The sequence below is a fragment of the Paenibacillus farraposensis genome (assembly GCF_020736845.1).
Classification (GTDB): domain Bacteria; phylum Bacillota; class Bacilli; order Paenibacillales; family Paenibacillaceae; genus Paenibacillus; species Paenibacillus farraposensis.
On sequence record NZ_JAFFQR010000011.1, the window covers coordinates 50,260 to 67,197 of the forward strand.

Genomic DNA, 16,938 nt, shown 5'->3' on the forward strand with positions numbered 1-16,938 from the left:
TGCCCGAAACGCCCGTGCTTGTTCTTTTATACGACCAAAAATTCTGCTTTGTTCTCACATTCCTTGCACTTCACCGGAGGGTCCCAATCCGAAAATTTCGTTTCCTTGAGATCGACGATATCCGGTGCATCCTCGTATTCATCGACGAACATATCAATTGCCAGTTCCACATGCTCTTTACATACCACGTACATTCCAGTTGCATCCCTTTCCGTTTGAAGCTCTTCCGATTGCAGGTGTCTCACGACCACCTTCTCTTGTTCTACCATACTTGACGCGGAAAGGAAAGGGCCTGCTTTCTAACTCTGACGTTTGGTATTGAAAATGAGAAAATGACTAACATTCAGGTCCTCGCGAAAATGGGGATATTTCTTCAGCATTTCAGCAGACGGCTTAGGTTCGATCATCCCTTCCAACAGCAAACCCGCCTCAATAACGGTCTGTACATAGCTGCCCAGCGTGCGGTGAAAGTACAAAAACTTTTCCGCCTGATCATAAGGGATCGCTTGCTCCAATGGGCCTTCATTGAAATATTGATCCACTTTCCAATACAGCTTCTTCCCTGTCTCATCCTTCACCCATCCACTCTGCGGTGTCAGAAAGCACGGATGGAGAATCGAAAAAATAAAGCGGCCTTCCGGCACCAGCAGCCGCTGCATTTCAGCAATCGCCTGCTCATAATGGGCCAAGTCCTGGATGACCATATTCGAAACGATCAGATCAAAGCTCTGATCCTTGAACAGGTCCAGCCTTTCCAGATTGCCATGGTGATATGTAATTCCCAATGCTGGCGGTGTCCGCTCTCTTGCAAGTCTCAGCATCTCTGTCGAATAATCAACAGCTTCCACCAACGCACCCGCCTTGGCCATCTTGCGGCTCAGATAACCTTCACCACAGCCGGCATCCAGTACTTTTTTGTCCGCAAGAGTTCCCATACATTGTTGCAATGCAGGGTTAAGCAGCACTTCGCGAGAGCGATCCCCTTCTTCAGTGTACTTGGAGGTAAAGTTCTCTGCATGCATATCCCAGCGTCGGATGGCCTCTTCGGTATCCCACTTATTCATATTCATCTCCTTCATTCTCCTGTCATGGCTAATCCACGCTACTCTAATTTCCAACGTAGGGCCATAGATGCTACAGGCATTCCTGTCTTTTTTCAATGATAACGTTCACAATCTTAAAATATCTAATTATAACATAATTCTCCCATTAATTATATATGTATCATATAATGTAACAGTATGGTAGAATCATATTGGAAAGCGCTTCCAATAAAAATGTAAAGGAGTTTATTATGTTAAAACGAAGACCCGTTTCATTATTGTCGTTGACGCTTGCCATTACTCTAGTATTATCTATGTTCGCGTCCGTTGCCGCCGCTGCGGAATCTGACGGACAAGCACAGCCAGCTGCTGCCACAAGAAATATGCAATCATATGTAGAAGCCATGCAGCCGGGATGGAATTTAGGAAATTCTCTGGATGCTACCGGAGCAGACGAGACATCCTGGGGCAATCCGCGCATTACCCAGGCGTTGATCCAACAAATTGCCGCCCAAGGGTACAAAAGCATTCGTATTCCCGTCACCTGGGATAAACATATTGGAGCAGCGCCCAATTATACCGTTGAGCCCGCTTACATGAACCGTGTGGATGAGGTCGTCCGCTGGGCACTGGATGCCAATCTGTACGTCATGATCAATGTCCATCATGATTCATGGATGTGGGTAAGCAGTATGGAGCCCAAGCATGATGAAGTGCTGGCTCGCTATAACTCTTTATGGACACAAATTGCCCGGCACTTTAAAGATAAGCCGGACAAGCTGATGTTCGAAAGCATTAACGAACCCCGTTTCACCGAGGGCGGAACAACCAATGAAGCAAAAGCGAACCAGATGCTCCAGGAGCTGAATGTGTCTTTCCACAAAATTGTCCGTGCCTCTGGCGGAAACAATGCCACTCGCCCACTTGTTCTGCCGGGCTTGGATACTTCGCCTGCCCAAAACAAAATAGGCGAGCTGTACAACACGATGACCAAGCTGAACGATCGCAACCTGATTGCTACCGTTCATTATTATGGATACTGGCCTTTCAGTGTAAATATTGCGGGCCATACTACTTTTGATAAAGAGACCAAAAACGATATTATCCAAACCTTTGATAACGTCTATAACACCTTTGTAGCCAAAGGTATTCCGGTCATTGTCGGTGAATTTGGTCTGCTCGGCTTTGATAAAAATACAGGCGTTATTGAACAAGGGGAAAAGCTGAAGTTTTTTGAGTTCTTAACCTATTATTTGAAAGAGAAAAAAATAACAGGCATACTCTGGGATAACGGCCAGCATTTCAACCGTACAGCATACAAGTGGTCCGATCCTGAACTCTTTAATGTCATCCGGGCCGGTTTGAAAGGACGTTCCTCCAACGCTGCCAGTGATCTCATTCACTTGAAGAAAGGCACTGTCATTCAGGATGCCAAGGTCATTTTAAACCTGAATGGCAACCAACTGAGCTCCCTCAGTGTCAACAGCAAACAACTGAAGAAAGGCACCGACTACACGCTGATCGGTGACACATTAACTTTCAAGGCTAGCTTGCTTACCAGCCTGATCACCTCTGGCAAATATGGCGAAAATGCAGTCATCAACGCCAAATTTAACAAGGGGGCAGACTGGAACTTTAAAGTAGTCGTGTATGATACACCAAAATTAACCGTTACTGAGGGGACTACGCAAGCCTTTACCATTCCAACGAACTTCAATGGCAGCCAGCTTGCCACAATGGAGGCTGTTTACACCAATGGTGGCAATGCCGGTCCGCAAGATTGGACACCTTATAAGGAGTTTGGCCACACCTTTGCCCCTGCCTATAATGCCAATGGAATCAAGCTGTTGCCTGAATTTTTCAACAGTGTGAAGGATGGTGAGGTCACGCTGAAGTTCCATTTCTGGAGCGGCGATGTGGTGACTTACAAGATCACCAAAAGCGGAACCCGTGTAACGGGAACGGCATCTTAACCTAAACACAGCCCACAAACCAAAAAGGCGTTCCCGGACAATAAGCCGGTGAACGCCTTTTTTATAAATTCAACCCCTGGTTAAACCTCAGTTTTCCGGCTTATCCGTTAATTTCAACGTCACCGTTTTTTCCTTGCCTGCCCGGTAAAAGATAACCTTCAGCTCATCGCCGATCTTCTTGCTGTCATACAAGTAGCGGCGCAGATCAAGCGTGGAGTTGACCGGTTCACCATCAAAGGCGGTGATGACATCGTTCAGCTTCAAGCCGGCCTCTTTTGCAGGACCGTGGGCTTCCAGTACAACGGCCCCGTCCTTCACGCTATCAGGCAGTTTAAGCTCCTTGCGCTGTGTTTCATCCAGCGGTGCATACTCATTGTTGAGGTCAACTGTGTAGACCCCCAGATAAGGGCGGGCGATCTTGCCGTCCTCCACCAGCTCATCCACTGTCTTCATCACTTCATTGGCCGGAATGGCGAACCCGAGTCCTTCAACACCGGTATCAGCGATCTTCATCGTATTGATACCAATCACACGGCCGTCCAGATCGACCAGCGCGCCGCCGCTATTGCCTTCATTAATCGCCGCATCGGTCTGGATGACATGCTGTTCCCAGTCATAAACCCCATCCTGATTAATGGAGATAGGAATGATCCGATTCGTATAGCTCACAATACCAGAGGTAAGCGTGTCACCCAAACCGAGCGGATTGCCAATGGCAATCACAGTCTCGCCCAGACGAAGCTTGCTGGAATCTCCGATATCGGCTACCGTGCTGATGCCTGCATCGTCAACTGCCAGCACGGCAATGTCGCTGATGCGATCCTTTCCAACCAGCTTTGCTTCTTTGCGGACACCATCCACCATGACAATATCCAGATCATCCGAGCCTTCGATGACATGGTTGTTGGTCATAATGAAGGCTTTGCCGGAACTCACGCGGAAAATAACACCCGATCCAAGCGCCGATGGCTCTGTGCTGGTGCCGTTTCCCCCTTTCAGGTTTACGATGCTGACGACGGCCGGACGCACCTTGGCTGCCGCCTGCACAATCCGGTCATACGGATCACCTGCTGCTTGCCGCAAAGAATAATGACTGGCTCCGGTTACCGCTGTAGTGGAAGGCAGACCGGTAATAAAGCTGAACAGCAGCACAGCAACCACTGCGCTGACCACGCCACTAATGGCAGCAGCTTGCATTGGACTTACTCTGCGATTTTTGTGCGGCCAACGCCCTCGTCCTCCACGGCGTGCCTTGAATACCGTTCTTTTGGCCGCACGTGTAGATACCTTCGTTGAATAAAAATCATCTTCAAACAAGCCCATGCTAATCCTCTCCCCTTCGTTGTCATGCATCGACACTTACTAAAAAATTAGGGCTATTCGGGCTTGCGCCAACCTATGCTACAGAGAACCTGCCCTGTTGAACATCCAAATGGATGGAATATCGCCCATCATCGGAATCCGGCAACCATCTTTCCAGCCTGCTTATTGATTACCATAAATAGCGTCCATCTAAGCAACCGGATCTCATAAATTAGCATACACGCCGAATCTGACTCCGAATAGAGGAAAAAAGAGGAATGATTTCCAAACCAATGGACTACAATAGTAACAAGTCTTCTATTCTATTAGAAAATGATCGTCTCATAGAGACGTTCTGGCCTGTTCCCGTCCGCTTAAAGCAGCCTATACTTTTAAAGAACCTTCTTTCAGAAAGCTTTCTGTTATCAGCTTTATTGTATCACAGCGCCCAGCAAAACCACAGGCAGAACCAAGCTTATGGCACGCCTTTTTTAAAATATTTTTACAGGAGGAATATAGGATGAATTCACATCGTTCAGCTATGGATGAAGTTCGCATGGCTGCCAAGCTTGCGGATTTAAAAGACGAGCATTACCGCAACACATTGGCGCTAAGTACATTGATTGAACTGCTGGTGGACAAAGGCGTCGTGACACGTGAAGAGGTAGAACGCAAAGCCGCCGAACTGGACAGCTTTATGGCTCACTTACCTTATCCCAAGGTGTAGGACGATCATAGTACGTATCGCACAAGCGGAACTCATTGTCCTTGTAAAAGCAGCCGCGGTCCTCCATCGCCCCGCGCACCGTCATCTTCGCGAGGTCCATCATATTATGGTCACGGCTCAAATGTGCCAAATATGTCCGCTTTGTTCGTCCTGTCGACAGCAGCTCACTAAGGATCGCACCCGCCATCTCATTGGACAAGTGGCCGATATCACTGAGAATACGGCGCTTGATGTTCCATGGATAACGCCCCATACGCAGCATCTCCACATCATGATTAGCCTCCAGCACCAATACGTCCGCGTCTGATATCGCCTGTTTCACCTTGTCACTGACATAGCCGAGATCGGTCGCTACACTGAGCTTCTCCGCCCCATCGTAAAAGCTATAGCCTACGGGCTCTGCCGCATCATGGGATATGCCAAAAGACTCCACGCGCAGTGAATCAAATTCCCGCGTGGCACCTGTCTCCAATATTCTGCGATTGTCGTCCGCAATTTGTCCGACAGCATTGCTGATGGCAAACCACGTCTTCTCATTGGCATACACAGGTAAATTATATTTGCGCGCCATGGCGCCTAGTCCTTTAATATGATCTGAATGCTCATGCGTGACCAAAATACCATTCAGATCCTCTCCGCTCAGATCGCGTTCTTTCAGCAATTCATCAATACGCTTCGCACTCAGACCTGCGTCGATGAGCAATGTCGTGTCTTCGTTCCGCACAACGGTAGCGTTGCCGGTCGAACCGCTCGACAGCACGGTAAATGAAATCCCCATATCTGTTCAAGACCCTTCTGTATGTTCTGTCTTTGGACTGATGACATCTCCGTTCATCTGCACATAATACACGCCTTTTCCGTTATCCAGCATAAACCGCCACACGGGGGCGGCCACCTGGCTATCCGAGTTAAAGGTCTGTCCGTAATAACCGAGCCGGATATCTTTCACAATCGAATCACGCGGCAAATAGCCGTCGATCAAGCGTGCCAGCGCCTTGGACGCAGGCAGCATTTTCTTCGCCTCGTCCGAGGGCTGAAGTACCACCTGAATTTTGCGATACCCCGTAATCTTCTGATTGCTGTAATAGAGAGCCAGCTTCACATTAAACAGCGGCCATTTGTCCTGTACCAGCGGATGCAGCACAAAGGCATCAGCCTGCTCGGCTGGCGGCTCCTCCTGAACATCCAGCGGATCATACTGGTAGTTGTCGATATCCTTGATTTGCGGCTGCAATGCCTCAACCAGCGCATCATGGGTGAATACAAGCTTGCTGTCTACCGGCTTCACCAGCTGCACACGATCATCCTTTTCCCCGCTATGCACATACGTGTAAGAAAGCTTGGGCAGCTGCGGGGTATCCCCGGGAATCGGAGCCAGCACCTGAATGCTCTTTTCTTCCATTAAACGCTGCGTATTTTCATCCAATGAAGTAAAATCCAGATTCGGCCCTACCGTTTCCTGTGCATCATGCCACAATTGGTAACCCAGCACTGCATTAAGCAGCAAAAATGTACAGATCAGTACGTTTTTGGCGCGGCTCCAATCCATTCCCGCTCCCCCTTCCTGTCAACTCTTTGTCTCCTGAGATCACTTCGTTTGTGGTGTACCGGATGCTGCCGTTACCGGAACAGCATGTATTTCTGTGGTAGAACCGTCACCGAACGTAACGCGCCACTCGGGAACAAGCTTCAACCCGTCGTTGGTCAGCTCCGGCTTATATACTGGAGTTACATCCCTGATGGTCTTCCCTTGGCCGACCGCCTCTAATTGCTTCTTCAAAGTATTGCCACCCGGAAGCATAACCTTTTTCGAGGACCGCTCTCCACCCTTGAGATACAACAGTGAGCGATCATAGACAGAGACGGTTTCCTGCTGGATTTGCAGCGAAATCGTGCCAAAACGGAATGATGGTGTATCGAGTACCGGATATGCTCCGTAATACTGCTGGAACAGTACATTCGTTCGATTTTCATCACTGCTTCTCATGTTCATCTGATAAGAAGCATCCCAACCGCCGTGCTGATTCACAAAATCAACAGCAGCCAGCACATCTCTAACCGGATTGCTTCCGCTCGCGCCCGGGGCGCTGGGATCGGTATAGCTCATCCACCGCTGCTCTTGCTTGATTTGCAGGCTGCGCTTGCTGTCGGTATAAATTTGAGAGCCGTCCTTCTCCTGAATATTGCGCGTAATGCCTGGATCAAAAAACAAATTGCGCTGCATTTGCTCTGCAGTAAACAACCCGGCATACACGAGGGGCTGCACCGTTTCCAGATCATCTACAGGAATATAGTACTGATCGTTCACCAGCTCGTACAACGGCGCATTTTTGCCAAAGTTCATATGCTGCCTTATATCTTCCACCGTCATATCGAACTGATTCGCTTCATACACGACATCGCCTCTGGTACTGAAGAAGAGCGCATGCGGCTTCGCATTTTTTTCATCAATGTAGATCCAGATCCGGTTAATCGTCTCTCCCTGAAACACCGAATCCGGTGTAAGACGCATGACCCGCTCCAGCAATGAAACGGGAACGCCGCCTGAGAAGGATAATTCGATCCCCTCATTATCATTGCGAATCTTCGCCCAGTCCGCTGACTGGATGCTCCGACGTCGAAAATTGTTAAAGCTCCGGCTCTCCAGCCGTGTATAAATCAGATCGTAAAAAGCCACACCCGGATAAAAAACGGTATGTTTTTTGCCCCCTTGGTGAATGAGCATTTTGTCGGGAAATACGAGATTTTCAATTTTTTTCTCCTGTCCCATGCTTTCGGTTTTTACATAGTTCGTTTCTGAAGTGAGTACAGAATCACTGCCCGGAAGGCGGTAGATCAAAAAATAGGTCTGTACCAGACTGGAAGCCACCAGCAAACTAAGCGTCCACGACTTCAAACGTTCCTTCACGGTGCTTCCCTCCCTTCGCCTGACATCGGCAGCGTAAAGGTCGTGCAGGTTCCTTGACCGTATTCCGATTCCAGAAAAATCTGGCCCCCATGCGCCTTTACAATTTCCCGGGCAATCGACAGTCCTAGCCCCGTGCCGCCCATATTACGCGATCTTGCCTTGTCTACACGATAAAACCGCTCAAAAATCCGGTCGAGGTCTTTTTTCGGAATACCAATTCCGGTATCCTGTACCGAAATGGACAGCAGCCCCTCGCTGTTGCGGCGGGCTTCAATGCGAATGCTTCCGCCCTCCGGCGTATATTTCAACGCATTGGACATCAGGTTGTCCAGCACCTGATCGATCTGATCCCGGTCGATCACGACCTTGCCGATCCCTTGCTCTACGAACATTCCTGAGCGTATGTGCTTTTGCTTCATTTGAAAAGAAAACCGATCCGCGACTTCGTCCAGCATCTCCATTACATCCGCAGGCTGCATTCGCAGTGGTGCTTCATTGGAATCAAGCCGCGACAGATGCAGCAAATCCGTGACCAGCCGAATCATACGCTCCGTCTCGTTGCGAATGACACCCACAAAGCGCTCCGCCAGCTGCGGCTCACTCATCGCGCCGTCATCCAGCGCTTCGGCATAGCTGCGAATCGTCGTCAATGGAGTACGCAGCTCATGTGATACATTCGCTACGAACTCCCGTCGAGTCGTCTCCATCTCCTCCTGCTCCGTCACATCCTGGAGCACGGCAATCGTTCCCGTATTGCCAAATTCCCGCCGATGAATCGGCGTAAACGTCACGCGGATCACGATAGGCTCATCCTGGCCTGCTGGCTCAAGCTGCAGCAGTGTGGAGGCCGAAGGGCCGTTGTACAAGGCCTCGGTTTCCTCGGGGTCAATCCCCAGCAGGACCGCGATATGCCTGCCGGTCATTTCGTTTTCGTTCACGCCCAGCATAGCACTGGCCCGGCGGTTCACGAGAATGACCCGGCCATGATCATCTGTAGCGACCACACCGTCGCTCATATTGGTCAAGATGGAGGAGAGCTTCTCCTTCTCCTCTTCATTTTGGGACAGCGCCTCGCGCAAGCGGCCTGTCATATAGTTAAAGGCCACGCTGAGCCTGCCAATCTCATCCTCGCCAAACACCGGCATCTGCTGGTCAAATTTTCCCTCTGCGACCTCTGTCGCATGGCGTGTCATCACCTTGATCGGGTGCGTAATAGTATGCGCCAGCACCACGCCCAGCACAGCCGTCAACGCCAGCGCAATCAGCATGCCGGAGAGAAACACATTGTTAATACGTTGCATCGTATCGTACAGCTCGGTCATCGAAGCGGCGATGTACACCGCTCCGACAATTTTGCCCTGGCTGATGACAGGCTTGGCGACGACCTTTTTGCGGACGTTATCCTCGTCCACCATGTACTCTTCGTTATCACGAATCCCTTGGAGTGCGCGGCTGACGACGGTCTGCGTATTTTTACGTCCGACATAATCAGCGTGCGAGCCTTGGGAGGTGATCAGCACCTTGCCGCTGGCATCCAGCACCTGAATTTCCGCGCCGCTGAAATCGAACAGATTGTTCACCCGCGCGCGCAGACTTTCCACGCTGTCTTCCTCCATTTTACCGTCACTGCCGCTCAGATCCTGCTCGGCCAGCACCGACAACATTTCCGCCCGTGCCTGCAAATCCTGGGTGAAGTTGCTCGTCAGCGAATTTTTCATGGAGCTGACAAAATAAACCCCGATCAGCTGCATCGCTACCAAAATGAGCAGCACATAAATAATAATCAGCTTGGCATGAATCGTACGAAAGAAAGACAGCCATTTCATGCCCGCAGGCCGCCTTTGCCCCCGCTAACAATATATCCGAGTCCACGGCGTGTCAGAATCGTCTCCGGCTTGCTCGGATTTTCCTCGATCTTCTCGCGCAGCCGCCGAATCGTCACATCGACTGTCCGCACATCCCCGTAGTATTCGAATCCCCACACCGCCTGAAGCAAATGCTCACGGGTCATGACTTTGCCGGCATTCTTCGCCATATAGTGCAGAAGCTCATACTCCCGGTGCGTCAGATCAAGCGGCGTCCCGTTTTTGTAAGCTGTATACATATCCGTATCAAAAAAGAGGTCACCCACACGCAGCCCTTGCTTGTCCTCCTGCGGACGGATTTCCGGCGTGCTTGTTCCGCCGCCGCGCTGCTGTCTCCGCATCTGTGCCTTGACGCGTGCCAGCAATTCCCGTGTACTGAATGGCTTTGTCACATAATCATCCGCACCCAGTTCCAGCCCCAGCACCTTATCAATTTCGCCATCCTTGGCCGTCAGCATGATAATCGGTGTCTGGAGCTGATGCCCGCGCACCTCGCGACATACGTCCATACCATCCATGCCCGGCAGCATCAAGTCCAGCAAAATCAGGTCAGGCTGCTGTTTCACCGCAATATCCACCGCGCTGATTCCATCGAACGCGCAAATGACATGATAGCCCTCTTTTTCCAAATTAAACTTCAAAATATCAGCGATCGGCTGTTCATCGTCCACGACCAGAATCGTTCCCTGCATACAGCGTTCACCTCTTCTCACGGATCATCATCTCTATAATATCGAACTTTCGTTTGTCAGTGTCCATCAAATGCTGATTCTATTCTATCATACCCGCACGCCATTCCATTACTTCTTCAGACCCTTTTCTTTATGCAAAAAAAACCATGCCTGCACCTGCTGTTCAGCATGCAGAAAAACATGGTCTTTCCTCTTGATGCTCATGACTCATGTACATCTTGATATAAACGATAAACCTATCTTAAATACGTCATTGGATTTTGTGCGGTATTATTTTTGCGAATCTCAAAGTGAACATGTGTGCCTGTTGAACGTCCGGTGCTTCCCATGATGCCAATCGCTTCACCCTGTTGAACGACCTGTCCTACATGAACACCAATGCTGCTCAAATGCCCGTATACGGTTTGGTAGCCGTTGCGATGGTCAATGATAATGACATTACCGTATCCACTCTGTTGGCCTGCAAATGTGACTACACCATCATCCGAGGCCCGAATCGTATGATTGCCGACCAGATCAACACCTTCATGCATACGTCCCCAGCGTCCTCCGAAGCTGCTCGTCATGACTGCACCCGCAGTCGGCCAAGCAAATTGGCCCGAGCCTTCTCCCATGACCTTCGTGCCTCTCAGAACGACCTCGGTAACAGACGATTGCAGCACTTTCTGACCGAGCCATTCCTCTTGCACAACCTCACCGTTCTCCTTGGTCAAACGATAGTCCATCTCTTTAAGACCTGCTTGTCCTGGTCTAACGACTTTCGTCACCCCTGCCTTTAATTCATCGCTCTGGCGAATCTCCACCTCAGGCTCAATAGCAATCTGCTCGACGACCTTCTCCACCGTTCGCACCGTGACCGGAGCCTTTGGTGCAGTAAGCTTCAACTCATCCCCAATTTGTAGATACAGCTCGCGCACACCGGGATTGTTTTGCTTAATTTCCCAAGCAGTCATATCGAATTTAGTAGCAATGGATGATAACGAATCACCCTCCTGCACCGTGTAGGTTACAGGCTCCTCGCGTCCCTCGGTCAGTACCTTAACCACTTCCGCCTCCGTCAGCACTTTGTTCGGGTCTGCCTTTACAGGCTCATACGAGATTTTCTCACGGACCCGGGCAGACTCCAGCCATACTTTAGGGGTTTTGGTGCTGGCACCAGCATGGCTACTGCCCACTGATGTCTTCCGACCCAGTCCCTTAACCCCTGCAGCCGAGCTCTCACCTGCAGGTATATATTTCTTCTGTACTTGCTTCAAGGCTGCCTGTGCCGTCGCTTTATCCTTGACAATGCCAACGGTCTGTCCGTTGACCTTCACTTCGACCCCTTTGGCGTATGCTGTCAGCATGCCGTCCAGCTTTTTCAGCGTGGTTGCACTATCGATGTCAGCTTTATACGCCTTATCCATGCTTGTCGTTACCGCGCTCGTATTGAGCACCATGTCCACGCCGGGATACTTGTCCCGGTACTGCTTGGTCTTGGTAGCATACAGCTGCTGTAGCTGCTGCTCATTCAAGATATTGCCCACCTCGGCGCCTTTTACATACACTTTATAATAAGGAACCGTGTTAGCTCCAACATACTGATTGCCAGCAAAAATAAGACTGCCTGCAATCACTGCACCGCCTGCCGTCCAACTCAACCATTTTTTCCGTCTGTTCCACCATGTTGCCATTTTCCCTGCTTGGCCAGCAGCATTGTTTTCAACGCTCGAAACCTCATTGCTGTGATCTGATGAATGCTTTCCCTTAGAAACCTCCATGTTCCTCTCCTTTTCGGCATATCCTCTCTCTATATAAAATGCATCTGTTATTGTTCTTTTCCACCATAAAAGTAGTCATTTTGCAAATCTATCTATGAAATTAGTCGCTATAAGTCAGTACGTAGTTGCGTAAAAGGTTTCAAAATTTTAACCTTTTCGCAACACAGTTTACTTTAACATAGCTTTTACAAAGAATTCAACTGCGCTCCAATTTCTTCCGGTCACGCAAAAAAAATCCGCGCCTGGCGCGGATTCCTTAGTGTTATGTTGAGCATAAGCATTGCCTATATCATCATTTTTATTTCAGGATTTTGCAAATTCCTCATTTAAGCATATTCATCAGCTTATTATATTCCTCTTTGGTCAAATACTTTGCTAGCACCTGCTGAATATCCTGAAGCTCCTGCTCGGTCAGGCCGCCTTCCATGGCGGCTGATATTTTTTGCATTTCCTTCGGCGGCAGCTTGTTCATCAGAATGGTAAAAATCTCCTGTTTCTGCGCCGCAGGCAAATTGTTTTTCTTCTCCTTTAAAAGATCAGGCGTAACAACCAAGTCATGGCCTTCAATACTGGTCGACTGACCTGTTTCAGGAGTGGCGGTTCCCGTGCGGCCTCCCCCCTCGTCCAATCCCTGTCCCATGACGGGCAGAGCGTCCTCCGGCGGGGTTACACTTTCTGAACTTCCGCCTGTGGCCTTGCTTTTACCAGTGTTTAAGTTTTTCCCTGTATCCGCGCTTTTTCCTGTGCCTGTGTTCCCGTTCAGCCAGCCCAATCCCCATATCGGCTGATGATCGAGCTGAATATTAAATTGCCGCAGCAGTGCTTGAACATAGGCATTCACAACCACACCTGTCACAGCCAGCGTTAGAGCGCTGACCAGCAGCACTGTCATTCCTTTTTTGAGCAGCCATCCAAGCAGCCTCATATCCCGTTACCTCCTTCATACGCAGCTTGCCATGTGTACATCATCATGAAGTGCATATCAATCAGTATTGACGAGATATGACGAGTTTTAACCCTTGGAATATGTAAAACTAGCACGCTTGAATAGTAGATGTGATCGAATAATGGATCAGCGGGTACGGCGTACCCAGAAACGGAAAATGTCATTGCGGACATAATCCAGTGAATACAGCACCTGTCGATTCAGCTCATCGTAATGAAGCTGCTTAAGCAGCAATACGGTAGCCTGTGGTTGCTGGAGCGGACACGCCGAAACCCTCTGGATGGATTTGAGTTGCTCGTCTTCCCGCAGCCCTGCGGAACGGATCATATCGCCGATGCTGTACAAGCGATCCAGTGAGCTGGGAATGCTGGGAAGCGGACAAGTGGCAAACGTGCGGACTCCCATGCTTCACCAGCAGCTTTCCTTCCGATTCCAATTGGCGGATGGCCCCTCGCAGCGTCGTACGCGAGACCCGGAATGATTGGGAAAGCTCAGCCTTTCTATCATAATGACCTGAATTCAAGCGATATAAATCGGATTGGTAAAAGCAATCATCACTTGGGGGGAAATAGCGGGTTTAACACTCACACAAAAAAAAGAGAGGGGCGGTTAATAGCCCTTCTCTCCTTAAACATATATGAACAATTACAAACATGGAACGAGGTAATCGCCTTAACCAATCCCCATCCGTTCTGTCTTACAAATAAATCGGAAGCACCTGGTTTGTTTGGTCGCGGTTACGGCCAACAGAAAAGATGGCAATTGGGATGCCTGTCAGTTCGGATACGCGTTGTACATAATTACGGGTTGCCTCAGGCAGTTCCTCCAGTGTCTTCACGCCAGTAATGTCTTCGCTCCAGCCCGGCATTTCTTCGTATACCGCTTCGCACTCTGCCAGCATTTTCAGGCTTGCCGGATAATGCGTAATCACTTCGCCGCGGTATTTGTAGCCTGTGCAGATTTTGACCGTTTTCAGACCGGTCAATACGTCCAGCGAGTTCAGCGACAGACCCGTAAGTCCGCTGACACGGCGAGCATGGCGCACAACAACGCTGTCAAACCAGCCTACACGGCGAGGACGGCCTGTAACTGTGCCGTACTCATGGCCTGTTTCACGGATGAAATCACCGATCTCATCGTTCAGCTCAGTCGGGAATGGTCCGTCCCCTACACGAGTGGTGTACGATTTAGCCACACCGATCACTTGTTTAATTTTGGACGGGCCCACACCGGAGCCGATACATACGCCGCCAGCCGATGGGTTGGAGGACGTAACAAACGGGTACGTACCTTGGTCGATATCGAGCATCACGCCTTGCGCGCCCTCAAACAGTACTTTGCGGTCAGCGTCAATGGCATCATTCAATACAACCGACGTATCCACTACATATGGGCGAATCACTTCAGCATACTCCAGATACTGTTTCAATATTTCCTCTACATCCAGCGGCTCGCCGCCGTATACCTGCTGGATTACTTGATTTTTTTCCTTGGTTAAATGGCGCAGCTTTGTTTCGAATTCCTCCGCATCCATCAAATCCGCAATACGGATACCGCTGCGTGCAGCTTTATCCATGTAAGCAGGGCCAATTCCTTTACGCGTCGTACCGATTTTGTTAGGACCTTTGCGGTCTTCTTCCAGCACGTCCAGCGTCATATGGTAAGGCATAATCACATGTGCACGGTCGCTGATGACCAGATTTTTCGTGGAAAAGCCATTATCATGAATATAATTAATTTCTTCAATAAGAGCGGCCGGATTCACTACCATGCCGTTGCCAATAACACACTTCTTATCTTCATAAAAAATGCCGGATGGAATCAGGCTCAGCTTATACTTTTTACCGTCAATGAGAATCGTATGACCAGCATTGTTTCCGCCTTGGTAACGGGCCACCACTTCAGCGCTTTCTGCCAAATAGTCCGTGATTTTACCTTTGCCCTCGTCTCCCCATTGTGTTCCCACAACGACTACAGTTGACATGTTTCATTCCTCCGTGAAGTGCCCACAGACACTCTGATTTTAAGCTGACACACTACGCATACCTGACTTCAGTTATCGAAGCAGGCAGATATGGAGCGTTCTCGGACAGCAGGAAAAAACGTCCGGCGCAGAATTCCCTAAGTTCGGAAAATCCCGGGCGTAATGATCTCCACACTGCGCTTGAAGCAGCACTATAAGTGTACCAGTACCATTTTTCAAAGTCAAATAAAAAACGAACAATATATCACATAAAAATAGTATTGTTCGTAATTGGGAGTTTCAATCCTTATATAAAAAATGTAAACAACCTACCCAAAAAAACTCCTTCGGCATGATGGGACACGCGCCGAAAGAGCCTTTTTCGAATATATGAACACGTTAGCCAGCGAACGCATCCGAATAGGCACGCTCGTAATTGGCGAATTTATTATAGTTTTTGAGAAACACCAGCTCTACCGTGCCGACCGGGCCGTTACGTTGCTTGGCAATGATAATCTCAATAATATTTTTCTTTTCCGTTTCCTGATTATAGTAATCGTCCCGATACAGAAACGCGACGATATCAGCATCCTGCTCGATGGAACCCGATTCCCGCAAGTCACTCATCATCGGCCGCTTGTCCTGGCGCTGCTCCACACCCCGGCTCAGCTGGGAAAGGGCAATAACAGGCACCTCAAGCTCACGGGCAATTTGCTTTAATGTCCGTGAAATCTCCGATACCTCCTGCTGCCGGTTCTCGCCTGCTTTACCGCGGCCGTGAATAAGCTGCAAGTAGTCGATTACAATCATGCCCAGTCCCTTTTCCGCCTTGAGGCGGCGGCACTTGGCACGGATATCGGCGACCGTGACCCCGGGCGTATCATCGATATAGATTTCCGCCTCTGACAAGGCTGCAATCCCCATCGTCAGCTTCGCCCAATCGTCGTCGCCTTTAAACTCGCCCGTCCGCATAACGTTCGCGTCCAGATTGGCCTCGGCGCAGATCATACGCTGTACAAGCTGAGCCGCCGACATCTCCAGACTAAAGATGGCTACCGTCTCTTTCGCCCGCACAGCAACGTTCTGCGCAATATTCAGGGCGAACGCCGTTTTACCTACGGATGGACGGGCCGCCACAATGATCAAGTCATTGCGCTGGAAACCCGCTGTCATCTTGTCCAGGTCCACAAATCCGGATGGAATCCCGGTCGTATTCCCCCTGTTCTGATGCAGCATTTCGACGCGGTCGAATACTTCCATCACGACATCGCGAATAGCGATAAAGCCGCTGCCGGAGCGCCCGTTGGATATTTCCATAATCTTGCGCTCGGCATCGCTCAGCATGCCAGCGACATCCTCGCCGTTGCTGTAGCCTTCACTTACAATTTGCGTAGCCGTACGAATCAAGCGGCGAAGCATCGCTTTTTCTTCAATAATCTGGGCATAGTAATCCACGTTAGCCGCTGTTGGCACTCCGTGAGCCAGCTTAGCCAGATAACTGACACCGCCGATATCCTCCAACTGTCCCTTGTCTTGAATTTTCGAGGTCAGCGTCACCAAGTCAATCGGCTGCCCGGATTCACCCAGCTCAATCATCGCTTCGTAAATCATCTGATGAGCCTTATCGTAAAAATCCTCGGTCTGCACCCGCTCCATCGCGGTAATCAGTGCTTCGGACTGTAGCAAAATAGACCCGAGAACCGCCTGTTCAGCCTCCAGATTTTGCGGAGGAATCCGATCAAAAAATTCGCCGCCCATA

The 16,938-nt window shown here is 49.8% G+C and carries 15 protein-coding genes and 1 pseudogene; 2 read left to right on the top strand and 14 right to left on the bottom strand.

Annotated elements, in window-relative coordinates; all coding sequences use genetic code 11:
* Window positions 1-26: 26 nt before the first annotated feature.
* On the bottom strand, window positions 27-194 hold the full coding sequence (locus tag JO375_RS02425) for a CxxH/CxxC protein (RefSeq protein ID WP_229523026.1): 168 nt from the start codon (window positions 192-194) through the stop codon (window positions 27-29).
* A gap of 105 nt (window positions 195-299) precedes the next feature.
* Window positions 300-1,064, bottom strand: coding sequence for a class I SAM-dependent methyltransferase (locus tag JO375_RS02430; protein WP_229523027.1), 765 nt, complete (start codon window positions 1,062-1,064; stop codon window positions 300-302).
* Between the two features lie 230 nt (window positions 1,065-1,294).
* Between JO375_RS02430 and JO375_RS02435 the strand changes: the two genes are divergently transcribed.
* Complete coding sequence (locus tag JO375_RS02435; protein WP_229522978.1) at window positions 1,295-3,016, top strand: cellulase family glycosylhydrolase; 1,722 nt, start codon at window positions 1,295-1,297, stop codon at window positions 3,014-3,016.
* An 87-nt stretch (window positions 3,017-3,103) separates the two neighbouring features.
* On the opposite strand, the gene JO375_RS02440 is transcribed toward JO375_RS02435, so the two are convergent.
* On the bottom strand, window positions 3,104-4,339 hold the full coding sequence (locus JO375_RS02440) for a S1C family serine protease (protein ID WP_229522979.1): 1,236 nt from the start codon (window positions 4,337-4,339) through the stop codon (window positions 3,104-3,106).
* 499 nt (window positions 4,340-4,838) lie between these two features.
* On the opposite strand from JO375_RS02440, the gene JO375_RS02445 reads away from it, so the two are divergent.
* Window positions 4,839-5,045, top strand: a complete 207-nt coding sequence (locus JO375_RS02445) for a hypothetical protein (RefSeq protein WP_025723164.1) — start codon at window positions 4,839-4,841, stop codon at window positions 5,043-5,045.
* Here JO375_RS02445 and JO375_RS02450 read toward each other — a convergent pair.
* The 11 genes and pseudogenes from JO375_RS02450 to dnaB form a co-directional block, all read right to left on the bottom strand.
* A complete protein-coding gene (locus tag JO375_RS02450; RefSeq protein WP_229522980.1) occupies window positions 5,014-5,823 on the bottom strand; it encodes an MBL fold metallo-hydrolase in 810 nt (269 codons plus the stop codon). The two genes, JO375_RS02445 and JO375_RS02450, sit on opposite strands and share 32 nt — an antisense overlap.
* Window positions 5,824-5,829: 6 nt before the next feature.
* A complete protein-coding gene (gene yycI, locus JO375_RS02455; protein ID WP_229522981.1) occupies window positions 5,830-6,594 on the bottom strand; it encodes a two-component system regulatory protein YycI in 765 nt (254 codons plus the stop codon).
* A gap of 39 nt (window positions 6,595-6,633) precedes the next feature.
* Window positions 6,634-7,953: a YycH family regulatory protein gene (locus JO375_RS02460; RefSeq protein ID WP_229522982.1), complete on the bottom strand. Its 1,320-nt coding sequence runs from the start codon at window positions 7,951-7,953 to the stop codon at window positions 6,634-6,636.
* The gene (gene walK / locus JO375_RS02465) at window positions 7,950-9,779 is read right to left on the bottom strand and encodes a cell wall metabolism sensor histidine kinase WalK (protein ID WP_229522983.1); all 1,830 of its coding nucleotides are present in this window, start codon (window positions 9,777-9,779) and stop codon (window positions 7,950-7,952) included. Before walK ends, JO375_RS02460 begins: the two co-directional genes overlap by 4 nt.
* On the bottom strand, window positions 9,776-10,510 hold the full coding sequence (gene yycF / locus JO375_RS02470) for a response regulator YycF (protein WP_229523028.1): 735 nt from the start codon (window positions 10,508-10,510) through the stop codon (window positions 9,776-9,778). Before yycF ends, walK begins: the two co-directional genes overlap by 4 nt.
* A 236-nt stretch (window positions 10,511-10,746) precedes the next feature.
* Window positions 10,747-12,270 (bottom strand): M23 family metallopeptidase, encoded by a 1,524-nt coding sequence (locus JO375_RS02475; RefSeq protein ID WP_229522984.1) that lies wholly within the window; start codon window positions 12,268-12,270, stop codon window positions 10,747-10,749.
* Window positions 12,271-12,592: 322 nt separating this feature from the next.
* Entirely contained in the window at window positions 12,593-13,195 is a 603-nt protein-coding gene (locus JO375_RS02480; protein WP_229522985.1) for a hypothetical protein, read from the bottom strand.
* A gap of 147 nt (window positions 13,196-13,342) precedes the next feature.
* Window positions 13,343-13,621 (bottom strand): GntR family transcriptional regulator, encoded by a 279-nt coding sequence (locus JO375_RS02485; protein ID WP_229522986.1) that lies wholly within the window; start codon window positions 13,619-13,621, stop codon window positions 13,343-13,345.
* Between the two features lie 37 nt (window positions 13,622-13,658).
* Window positions 13,659-13,739 (bottom strand): annotated as a pseudogene (locus JO375_RS24940) (hypothetical protein); the annotation flags it as partial.
* 174 nt (window positions 13,740-13,913) lie between these two features.
* Window positions 13,914-15,200, bottom strand: a complete 1,287-nt coding sequence (locus tag JO375_RS02490; protein WP_229522987.1) for an adenylosuccinate synthase — start codon at window positions 15,198-15,200, stop codon at window positions 13,914-13,916.
* Between the two features lie 378 nt (window positions 15,201-15,578).
* Window positions 15,579-16,937 (bottom strand): replicative DNA helicase, encoded by a 1,359-nt coding sequence (dnaB, locus tag JO375_RS02495; RefSeq protein ID WP_229522988.1) that lies wholly within the window; start codon window positions 16,935-16,937, stop codon window positions 15,579-15,581.
* Window position 16,938: the final 1 nt, after the last annotated feature.